The 10,718-nt window shown below is 66.0% G+C and carries 9 protein-coding genes; 5 read left to right on the plus strand and 4 right to left on the minus strand.

Features of this window, described 5'->3' with window-relative positions:
• The first annotated feature begins 927 nt into the window (after positions 1-927).
• Both LV78_RS40290 and LV78_RS40295 read left to right on the plus strand, forming a co-directional pair.
• Entirely contained in the window at positions 928-2,319 is a 1,392-nt protein-coding gene (locus tag LV78_RS40290; RefSeq protein WP_253851480.1) for an AAA family ATPase, read from the plus strand.
• Between the two features lie 53 nt (positions 2,320-2,372).
• A complete protein-coding gene (locus LV78_RS40295; RefSeq protein ID WP_253851481.1) occupies positions 2,373-3,104 on the plus strand; it encodes an HNH endonuclease in 732 nt (243 codons plus the stop codon).
• Positions 3,105-3,111: 7 nt separating this feature from the next.
• Here LV78_RS40295 and LV78_RS40300 read toward each other — a convergent pair whose 3' ends face one another.
• On the minus strand, positions 3,112-3,336 hold the full coding sequence (locus tag LV78_RS40300) for a hypothetical protein (protein WP_253851483.1): 225 nt from the start codon (positions 3,334-3,336) through the stop codon (positions 3,112-3,114).
• Between the two features lie 993 nt (positions 3,337-4,329).
• A complete protein-coding gene (locus LV78_RS40305; protein WP_253851485.1) occupies positions 4,330-4,929 on the minus strand; it encodes an Imm1 family immunity protein in 600 nt (199 codons plus the stop codon).
• Positions 4,930-5,480: 551 nt separating this feature from the next.
• Here LV78_RS40305 and LV78_RS40310 point away from each other — a divergent pair.
• Positions 5,481-5,924 carry a hypothetical protein gene (locus LV78_RS40310; protein WP_253851486.1) on the plus strand — a complete coding sequence of 148 codons (444 nt, stop codon included), beginning with the start codon at positions 5,481-5,483 and terminating at the stop codon, positions 5,922-5,924.
• A 248-nt stretch (positions 5,925-6,172) separates the two neighbouring features.
• Positions 6,173-6,814 (plus strand): pentapeptide repeat-containing protein, encoded by a 642-nt coding sequence (locus LV78_RS40315; RefSeq protein ID WP_253851487.1) that lies wholly within the window; start codon positions 6,173-6,175, stop codon positions 6,812-6,814.
• Between the two features lie 542 nt (positions 6,815-7,356).
• On the opposite strand, the gene LV78_RS40320 is transcribed toward LV78_RS40315, so the two are convergent.
• Entirely contained in the window at positions 7,357-8,895 is a 1,539-nt protein-coding gene (locus LV78_RS40320) for a recombinase family protein (protein ID WP_253851488.1), read from the minus strand.
• 354 nt (positions 8,896-9,249) lie between these two features.
• Here LV78_RS40320 and LV78_RS40325 point away from each other — a divergent pair, with 354 nt between their 5' ends.
• On the plus strand, positions 9,250-9,414 hold the full coding sequence (locus LV78_RS40325; RefSeq protein WP_253851489.1) for a hypothetical protein: 165 nt from the start codon (positions 9,250-9,252) through the stop codon (positions 9,412-9,414).
• A gap of 47 nt (positions 9,415-9,461) precedes the next feature.
• Here the strand turns inward: LV78_RS40325 and LV78_RS40330 are convergent, their stop codons facing one another.
• A complete protein-coding gene (locus tag LV78_RS40330; protein ID WP_253851490.1) occupies positions 9,462-10,382 on the minus strand; it encodes a hypothetical protein in 921 nt (306 codons plus the stop codon).
• Positions 10,383-10,718 lie beyond the last annotated feature (336 nt).

The raw sequence follows: 10,718 nt of genomic DNA on the forward strand, positions 1-10,718 counted from the left end.
CGGCCGAACCTCGGCCATCTCCTCCGGCGTCACCACCGCAGAAGACCACACCGCCCACCCATCCCATCACTCGACCTAACAAAGCCCTACTAGGGGCTCCATGACACCTGTATTGGTGGCAGGAGCGGCCACACGGCCCTAGCAAGGATAGGGTTGGAGACAGGACGGCATATGGGTGTGGCAGGTGCTGTACGACGTGGGCTTCGACGGGGTGTCCCAGCGCTTTTCATTACCAGGCGCTGCCTCAGAGGACAGGCAAAGTGGCGCTCGCCAGGAACAGCCGCAGACAACTCGTCGGGGTGGTGACCATCGAAGTCGGACCTGCGGGGTACAGCGAGAGCTGTGGTCCCCTGCACAAGCCCTCTGGGCCACGTGCCTTCGTCGAGGAGACCGGCGTGCTCTCCTCCGAGCACCACCAGGGTGGCCGGACGCCGATGCTCGCCATCGCACGGGAGAGCCGTCGTCGTGACGGCGTGCCCCCAGCCTTTGACGGCGCCGGGTTCCTGGGCAGACGGAACAGCAGGGCTTCCTCACCCGCCGCAGGATGTGGTCGCTGCACTCGGACAGCAACTACCCCATGGCCGAGATGACCGTCGCCTGCGCACGCTGAGTCCCAGGCCCGCACGGACTTTGCCGGGAAGGACGCAAGCGACAACCAGAATCCGAGTCGATGACTCGATAGCGGGCTCGAACAGGCGTACGACATTCCGCCCGCGGGAAGACAGCCCGACACCCACATGCCTGCACCGCAGGTGGACAGCACGACTGCGGGAAGCAGCGATGGCACCCGGCTCCGGGCTGCGACCCGCATAAAGCTCGACGAGAAGTCAGGTCGCCGCCGATGTGAAAGTTCACCGCCTCCTCAGGGGTCGACACGACCCTGGATTGATACGCTCGACACCAGAAGTTTCCGGGAAAGGGACCGTCATGTACGTCTCCAAGGTGCACCTTCACAATGTGAAGGGCTTCCACGGTTCCCGCACAGTGAACCTCGACCTGCAGCGCCCAGACGGCACCCACGAGGGTTGGACCGTGCTGGCCGGGCGCAACGGATCAGGCAAGACAACCCTGCTTAGGGGGATAGCGCTCGCGCTGGGCGGCCCCGCTGTCGCCCGCAGCCTCAGCCCGGACTTCCACAACTGGATCACCACCGACGCCGGTGAGGCTGTCGCCGAGGTCGAGGTGGCGCACGGCACCGATTGGGACAGGTTCCAGACTCGGAGAAAACGCTCCGGTCCATTCCGTGTAGGACTGAAATGGGCCCTCCCGTCCCAGGACGCTCTTCGCCATGCCACCAGGCCCTCACAACCGTCCCTCACCAGCGTCAAGGACCACAGAAAGGCTGATAGCGGCCCTTGGCAGGACAACCCGACAGGCTGGTTCTGCGCCGCCTACGGCCCCTTCCGGCGTCTTGTCGGCGGCAGCGGCGACGCCCAACGGTTGATGATGACGGCAGGGCCGGTAGGGAGGATGGCAAGCCTGTTCCACGAGGAGGTGTCCCTGGCCGAGGGGGTCAGCTGGTTGATCGACCAGCACTTGCGTTCCCTGGAGGGCAAGGACGGCGCAGAACTTCTCAAGGACAGCGCGCTGGCGATCCTCGCCGACGGCCTCCTGCCCGACGACCATCACGTCGAGGGTGTCGACTCAGAGGGGCTCTGGGTTCGCAAGGGGGACCACCGCTTTTCGCTGCGTGAGATGAGCGATGGTTATCGCACGGTCGTCGCCCTGGTCGTCGACCTGCTCAAGCAGATCTACGAGGCGTACGGACGGCTAGACGCCTACCGCGGAGAACAACCTCTGGGAAAGTTCACCGCCAACGAGGACAGCGACGCACCGGTACGGGTACTGGCTCCCGGGGTGGTGATCATCGACGAAGTCGACGCCCATCTGCACGTGTCCTGGCAGAAGCGGATCGGCGAGTGGCTCAAGCAGCACTTTCCCGCTGTCCAGTTCATCGTCACCACCCACAGCCCTTACATCTGCCAAGCCGCCGACGAGTCGGGCTTGATCAGGCTACCCGGCCCGGACGAGCCCAGTCCGCCGCAGATCGTGACGCAGGACTTGTGGGAGCGGATTGTCTACGGCAGTGGGGACGACGCCGTGCTCTCGGACCTGTTCGGGCTTGACACCGCCTACTCACCACGAGCGGTGAAACTGCGCGACGAACTGACCCGACTGGAAATCAAGGTACTCTCCGGGACTGCCGACGACGGGGAAACCAGACGCTACCGGAAGATCAAGGAGACATTGTCCAGCTCTCCCACGGCACGCGTACACGAGGTCAACACGCGGATCGCACTCCAGGCGGACGGCCGGTGATCAGGCTTGTACGCAAGCCGCTTCCCGAGAGTGTGGAGAACAAGCTCGCAGGCTTGACAGCGATCCTGCAGAACACAGCAGCAGGGGAATCGAGGTACAAGAAGGCCACGTCTCTGTGGAGTTCACGCGATTCCGTCAAGAAAAACCTGCGGGAAGCGCTGTCCGATTTCGCCGCAGGACGAAATCGCTGCATGTACTGCGGAGATAACGAAGGCACCGACATCGACCACTACCGCCCGCTGGCGCTGGAGCCCTTGCTCGCCTACACGTGGCTCAACCACCTGCTGGCCTGTTCCCGCTGCAACAGCCATCACAAGAGGGAGCGGTTCCCGTGTGACGACGAGGGGTTGCCTCTTCTGCTGGATCCTACGGTGGACGAACCTGCGGACCACCTGCTCTTGGCGCTGAGCACGGGCCGGTACGTGCACCTGACCGCGCGAGGGGAGGTCACGGTCGAGGTCTGCGGGCTCAACCGTGACCTTCTCACCCGCGGGCGCCAATGCGCCTACGACACCATGACCATGCTGCTCCCCCAGTGGTTGCACATCGTCCAGCAAACTGCAGGAGTCGACAACTTCCTGGCCTCAGCCTCGCCGGAGGAAGGCCCTCCCGCGCTGGTGAGCGCAGAGAAGACCATCAAGGGGCAACCCTTCGCCGATGTGCTGCACGCCATGGCACGGCAGGCCGACCAACCGGGTGCCGATGTGATTTTCAGCGACCGTGTCGACATTCTGGAGATCCTGCGGTCCCCGCTGTTCCGCGTTCGGTTCGGCTTCACTGCCTAGTGCTGCATCATGCGACCTTGATCGGGTGATCGGTACATGTGCGGATGGATAAATCGGTGGCGAAGCCTGTCTTGGGTCGGTCGCGGGCGTTGCGCCAGCGGATGTAGGCGGCAAGAGTTGCGTTCTGCTTGGTGTGGCTGCGGTGGTCGGCGCCGCCCAGGATGAAGGAGCGCAAGACGGGGGACATCCGGGCGATCAGGCGGATTCGTCCAAGGATCGCCTCACCGATCACCTCCGGGTCTCCCCCTCCATTATAGGTCCCGCGCCGCGAACCCCCACTCGTTGAACACGCGGATCACATCGCGCACGTAATCGGCGCTGACCTGCGTCAATGACGTGATGTCGGGCACTGCCCAGCCTTATGTCGGCATCAGGACCACAATTGAGGTGATCTCAACGAGGTGTCGGATCGGTGTTCCAGTCGTGTTCGCAGTGGGTGCAGGCCAGTACGGCGGCGACGATCCGGGTGAGTTTTCGTGGGCCGGCGGTGGGCTGCACACTGGCGCAGGCGCGGGTGCTGCACGCCGAGGGCGGCCTGGTAGTGGCCAAAGTCTGCACGCTCGGCGGGCTGCGCGACGAGGCCCCGGAGCACCTGCCGGCCCGCGCCGTCGACGCGGCCGGACTCGGGGCAGGGTCGGGGCGCGCTTCGCCAGCGGGGAGACGCTGAAGCTGGTGCGACGGGTGAGCGGAGTCGACCTGGACGTCCAGGCCCCACACGCCCTGTTGGAGTGCGTGGAGGTCACCGCCTTGCCGCACGAGGAGCACGCTGGGAGGCTCGAGCCCGGTCCCCGGTGACATGCCGGCGGTATCGATGCCGCTGGAGCCCGGCCTGCGCGTCCCGGTGTGGGGCGGGGTGTTCCCCGGTGGTGGCGTGAGCGGGCGGCTGCTGGCGTAGGCGTCTTCTCGACGGCGGTCTCGATCTGCTCGGGAGACATCGAACAGGGCCGACGCACTACGCGACGTCTCCGACGACCAGACCTGCCCCGCAACCTCGGTTACCCGACCGTCAACGGAGCCGGACCCCGGTCATCGAGGTCCCCACCTACGCCGCCCCCGCCGTCCAAGCCCTTCTCCCGGCACTCAACAGCATTGAGTCCCGGACACCAACCGGGACGCCCATGCCACCTTTCCGGCAACACCGGGGCCGGCCGTCGAGGGCAGGCGTCGACCTCCCGGCAGGTCCGCGGAGTTCACTCGGCTACCGGCGCTCCGGCACGGGAGCGGCTCAGACGACCTCGGCCAACTGCCAGCCAAGGCAGACCGGGCGCTCACCGGCGATCAGGAATTCCCGCATCGCACGCTCGACCTGTCCCACGGGGAGGACGCTGGAGGGGCGGTAACAGCTCCCACCGTAGGGGTCGTAGACCAGCGCGGGCACGCCGAGACACGGGGTGGTGGTCAGACTGTCCCAGGCTCCGCCGGCGGGCCGGTAGTCGTGGAAGGACAGCGCGCCCACACCCCGGTCGGGGTCGACGGAGACGATCAGGCGAGTGCGAGGGTCCGCGCACTGGTCCATAGGCCGCTCTGCGAGGTAGAGCTGGGCGCCCCAGTGCGGGCGGTGACTACGCAGAAGATCGTCGACGAGCACGTCGACCTCCACCGGGGTGCGGGCGTAGCGCCAGCGGTTGTCCAGCAGCGCAGAAACCACAGTGACCAACATCTGGCGTTTCCTGTCCATGTCCGGCTCCGGCCTGATCTCATCCGCCAGCCAGGGAGAGGTGCCGTCGACACGGAACGACAGCCCTGGTGCAGATGGTGGCCTGAGTGACCGCTGATGCGCCAACTGGTGCATGGACACCGGTTCGACGTGTTCCGTGCGGTTCATTCGGCTCGCGCTACCGGCGCCCGGCCGCGCTGTGCGGCGGGTTCCGTCCGGCGTGCGACAAAGACCCCCATGCCCGACCTCACCCGCGCGCCGGCTCGCCTCCTCCCGCGAGAGGCTCGCCAGCCCTGTCGGCGCGCACCACCCACAGTCGCCCAGGCCGATTCCCGGTCGACGTTCCCCTCCGCGAGGCGTTCGCAGCCCTGAGCGTGAGGATGGCGGGCACCTCGACGACAACGCCCCCGCCGGTGGATGCCGGTTGGCGACCGACCGCAGAGCGACAGACCAGGCTGGCGCAGCGGGGCCGTGACCTCGGAAGGTCCACGACGGCGCAGGTGGCGACGACATCGCGGTGGCGCACGAGGACCGATGGCAGAACCTGAGCAGGAAGCATCGGCAGGAACTTCACATCAGGCACGACCGAGGAACGGGTAGTTCATGACGCAATCGACTCTGCAGATACATGGCCACGAACGGGTACATTCTGTTAACCCATTGGAATGAGCTTGTGTCATGAGGGCGAATCGCAGCCGCGCCACCCATACCGTGTGCAGGTGGCGTGGTGGCAATCGATGCTTTTGGCGATGGGCGGCGTGGCCGTAGTAGACGCCCTGGAAGCCGTCGTCTTACTCAAGCGCCATTACCGAGCCCCCTGGGCAGTCGACGCCGGAACGCCTCCCGAGGCGGGAGAGCTTCCCGCCAGGCGGTCGGCCTACCTCACCGCGATCGGGTTGCGCCTGTTCGTAGGGGCCGTCCTGGGCGGAGCCCTATCCGGCGGAATCGGTTCACCGGTGGTCGCCCTCGCAGTGGGCGCCGGAGCACCCGAAGTCGCCAAGCGCCTTCTGGGACACATCCCCCTCGCGGCTCCCGCCCCAGTACCCGAGACGGTTACAACACCCGAGAAGACGGTCCTCGTCGAGGCAGATCCGCCTACAGTGGTGGAGCAGCCCAACAGAGGCCACCGCGACGAGTTGTCCGAGTCCGAGGGGAGGCCGTGATGTCGAACGCCGTTCCGTTTTGGCCCGAGGTCCTGGCGGTACTGAGTGGGCGCACCCCTTCCCAGAGGAAGCCGGTCGGGCACCGGACGATCGGTAACCTGCTCACCCCTGCGCGCCGTTCCCACAGTCTCGTGCGTCCGGTTCGACGAGAACACGATTCGACTGAAGACCCGCATTCTCATTCCCATGCTGAGCAGGACTTCAGCAGACGAGGGGGAGCCGCCGGACACCCGTCGAAGGTGTCGCGCGTGAGGCAGGCACTGGAGAAACTGCTTGTGCAGTCCGTTTCAAGCAGGACGGTTTTCGTCGTTTTCAACCTGGCCGGAGCGAACCTGGCGGGAAAGAATCTTTCAAGGCTCTCCCTGCAGGAGAAGGATCTTGCCGGCACCGATCTGACCGGGGCCGACCTGACCGGGGCCGACCTGACCAGGGCCACCTTGACCGGCGCCGACCTGACCAGGGCCACCTTGACCGGCGCCGACCTGACCAGGGCACACCTGGTCCTGGCGACCCTGATCAGGGCCAATCTGCACGGAGCGACACTGGCCGACGCAGACCTCCTCGGGGCGAACCTGGGCAAGGCGGTCATGAGAGCGGCCAGACTGATCAAGACGAACCTGGCCAACGCGGACCTGAGCGAGACCAACCTCACGGGGGCGGACCTCGCCGGAGCCATCCTGACCGGGGCGAACCTTGTCGGCGCGAACCTGGCAGGAGCCGTACTGCACGGGGTGAACCTGAACAATGCCACCTGGTCGGACACGACGGTGTGGCCCACACTCGAGACATTCGAGATCATGCAGGGCACCTCGGACCGGCTAGAGGACGGCAGTTACCGGGTACGCAGTACACCAAGCGATGACAGGTACTGGGCCAGCAGTTTCGCCTAGCAGGCAAAGTTGATCGGCTGGACAGAGCGGCACAACCAGCCGTCAAACCCACAAGCGCGCGTTCACGCCAGGACAGTCGTCGAACAACATCAGACCACGCGAACGCCCTGGGATGACACGCCAGTGACGGCATGCGGCCGCCTCGAACAACCCGCTATGCCCCCCTTCGCCTGCAGTCCCGCAGAACGCTCTCAGGGATGGCGTCGGTTGGTCGACCGGGCAACTGTTCCGTGTTTGTAGCAGCCACATCGAGGACACCTCGGTCAGGAAAACATGACCGACCATCGGCGCAGCGGTAACAAGGGCCCGCGCGAGACCAACGCGACCGACAAGCCGTGACACCGAGCCGGATGCTGTGGCACTGAGGGTGTCGATGACGCTGAACCAGGTCGCCCGGACGCAGACCTCGGTCACCACGCACGCTTGAGATGTGTGGAGGAGACGCCGGTCACCTGCCCGACGGCCCCCTCCACCTTCGCCATCGAGTGGGCTCTTCCGCCACGGCAGCCCACAGTCACGCACCACACCTCTCTGCAGGCATCTCACCCGCCACGTGGATGACCGTCCGGTTCATCCCTGTCGCACGGTTCGGCATCGTGCATCAGCTCCAGGAGAAGACGCGTTTCATCCTTCCGGCGTATCGGTGACGACGCCGGACGCTTCCGCGTTTTCCTCGGACGCACCGAGACCAGGGCCTGGCGCACCGGGGTGACGCTGTTCTCGTCGCAACGGAAGGTGAACCCGAGCTCGGCGACCAGTCGCGCGGTCTGCTCCGGGCCGGGCCGGTCGGCGATGCCCGCAGTCGTCAAGTAGGCGGCAATCCGCTCCAGCAGGTGGTCCTCCCGCAGGTACAGGTTGCGTGGCGCATCCTCCGGCCGGGAGTGGGAACTGTTGTACCCATGGCGGCACCGGTAGGTCGCGCGGCCGTGGGACCAATGCGAGTCCATCACCCTCCTGCACACCGCGCACTGGAGCCGTCGCGCCAGCAGGTAGGTACGCCCACCGTAGATCGGCTCGCTGTCCCCGGCATTCTCCTTGGCGGACCTGATGTCCTGGGCGGCGACGAAGTCCTGTTCGGACACCAGCGGCGGATGGGTGACGCGCTTGGAGACCACCCAGTCCCGGTGACCGTTGCGGACGCTGGCACGGCGCCCGCTGGGCGAGCAGGTGGCGCGGTCGGCGCTGGTGCGATTCCACACCTGACGACCGGTGTAGCGAGGGTTGCGCAGGATCTCCACCACGCTGCGCAACGACCAACCGCAGCCGAGCCGGTGCGGGTTGCGCGCGGGATCGGCCTCCGACGGGCTCGGGACACCCCGCTCGTTCAGCTCGCGGGCGATGCTCGCGGCGCTACGACCGGCCAGGCGCAACACGAAGATCAACTTGACCACCGGAGCCGTGTCCGGGTTCGGCGCGAGCTGCTGCAACAGCACCCCACGCAGGGCCAACGCCCGGTTCGGATGCACCCCGACATCCACGAGCATGTAACCGTAAGGGGGTCTACCGCCCAGGTAGCGCCCCTGCTCCACGGCCTGCCTCCGCATGGCCGCCATCACCCGGCGGCGGGACCGCAGCACCTCGTGCCGCGACCGCAAGGCCAGCAGCTTCAGCAGCGCCTGGTGCTCCGGGCTGTCGAAGTCCACCGCCCCGTCGGCCTCCGGCAACCACAACCGCACCCCGTAATGGCTCAACGCGGCCCACAGCGCCCTCACCTGGGCGTTGTTGAAGAACACCCGCTCGAACTCGCCGACCACCACCGCGTCCACCCGGCCAGGATTCGCGGCGATGTGACACAGCAACGCCTTGAGCTGCGGGCGCCTGTGCAGTGGCACCTGACGGGAGTACCCGACCTCGAAGTACTCCCCCACAATCGTGCCGTGCCCCTCGACGAGGGCGCAGGAGACGTCGAACTGCCAGCCCCGCGAGGTACGCGGGTCCTGGTGCTCACGGGTCGAAGCCCTGCCATAGAAAAGGAACCTCAACCCCTCGGCCAAGGCGGCATCCACGGGGATGTCCGGCTCGCCGGTGGAGGCGAGCCAGTCGGCGAGCGCGGAGGAGCGAGATGGCGTGGCGGCGGTCATCCCCGTTCACCCCCGCCGCACAGACCGGCAGTACCCGTGATACCACCAGCCTAACGGCACACCACTCGGGAACTCGTCCGTCGACACACGGCCCGGCCGCCGTAGGCCATCGCATAGACCGATACGGAGCGGGCACTGGTCGATGGCGGGCACCGTCATCACATCACCATCCCTCGTCGCGCGACAGAACGATGACGGAGTCGACCGCCTGGCGATCGACAATGCAAGACCAACGCAGCTCCCGCCTTTCAGAGCAGCGACGACACCCGGACAGTTCAGCAAGTCCCCGGTAGCCGCACTCCGACAGTCATCACAACCGCTACATGCCCACCCCGCAGCACCGTCGGGACGTCAATGAGCCAGTCCTACGCAGGCAGTTGGTGGCACCCCCACCCCACCGGTGACCAGAGCCAGGCAGAGCGTCACCGGTTCGGCGGCACCGAACTCACCGACAGCCCAACCAACCGCCGACGGCTCGCCACCTTCTTCGACCGCCTCGCCGAACGCTACGTCACCTGAGTCCAGCAGACCGCAACCAACCGTCGGTCCATGGTTCGATACGCAGATCACCCGTCGAGCGCATCCTTCATCGGTCGATGTCGCTCCACGCCCGGTCCCGGACCGAGCACGAAGGCCCGGACGTCGAACCCTGGGGCATTGCCCGCAACGACATCGCGCTCCAGGGCAAGGAGGTCACGGTGTCCAGGGCAGCACTCCACCGCCATACCGATCGCCGCACGCGCCAAGTCATACCCGCCGTCAGACCACAGCTGTTGTGCGACGAAGACCCACAGTGCGGAGTCGAGGCGTGCAGGAAGTTCAATGGGTCGGCTGTTCTGTGACTCCTCATGACGTTGCTCCGCCAGTTCGCACACCTCGTCAACCGACCATGGCAGATCCCTCCCGAGCAGCAGGGCCACCGCGAAGGTGTACAGATTCGGTCGCCGCTGGAGCTCACGCAGGGCTGTCGCCATGACCTCCTCCGGCGCTGGCTGGTGCACCTCTGGAGGGAGAAGCTGATGCCAGAGGAAGTACACGGCCAACATCGGTTCCTGAACAGCAGGTGATCGCTGTGTGGCGAGCATTTCCTCGATGCGATCGAGGGCAGGACGCATGTCGATCTCGAACTTGCCGCGCCCAGAAAGCGCTTCGGCCATATGGTCGATGAACTCGCTGGCTCGGACCGCTGCGGTGAGAGGATTCATGGCTGCGGCCTGTCCCAAGTAGAGCTGGGGAGCCAATGTCACTCGCAGGACATTGGGGAGGTGATCCCTCCACACGAAGCTCCAGTCGGGCTCCGTTGATCCTCGCTGGACGTAGGTCCGAACGACGTGGCGAGCCAGCCTGTTGAGTCCTTCGTGCGTGATCATCAGCGACTCGCCGGGGAGCGTGACGGTGTGTGCGCCATCGACCAAGAGCCATGTCTCACGGCGGAGTTCCTCAAGCTCATGAGTGTTCTTCGAACGTGCGTCGTAGGTCTTGGACACGACCCTCCGCAAGGACGCCCGTCTAACCGGCCGGTCGCACCCAACCGCCTCCTCTCGGAAGAAGGACGGACGGACATGAGCAAGCACGAACTGGATGTACCTATTCTTGATACCTGATCGCTCAGCTTCGAGGATCGCGTTCCGGACGCTGTCGGCCTGCTCCGTCGTCAGTGAGGTGATCTCAGTGAGGTCTGTGCTGGTCAGGTCCCGCGGGCATGGCACAGGGAGCCTTCCGGTAGGACTGGATTTGCGAAGACCCCGTCCAGGAAAGACTCCCTGTGATCCCCCATCCTGCCATCCTCGACGTCCCCCACGCACTGGCCAGGCACCTGGCCC

It is taken from the genome of Actinosynnema pretiosum (assembly GCF_024171695.1).
In the GTDB taxonomy this organism is placed as follows: domain Bacteria; phylum Actinomycetota; class Actinomycetes; order Mycobacteriales; family Pseudonocardiaceae; genus Actinosynnema; species Actinosynnema pretiosum.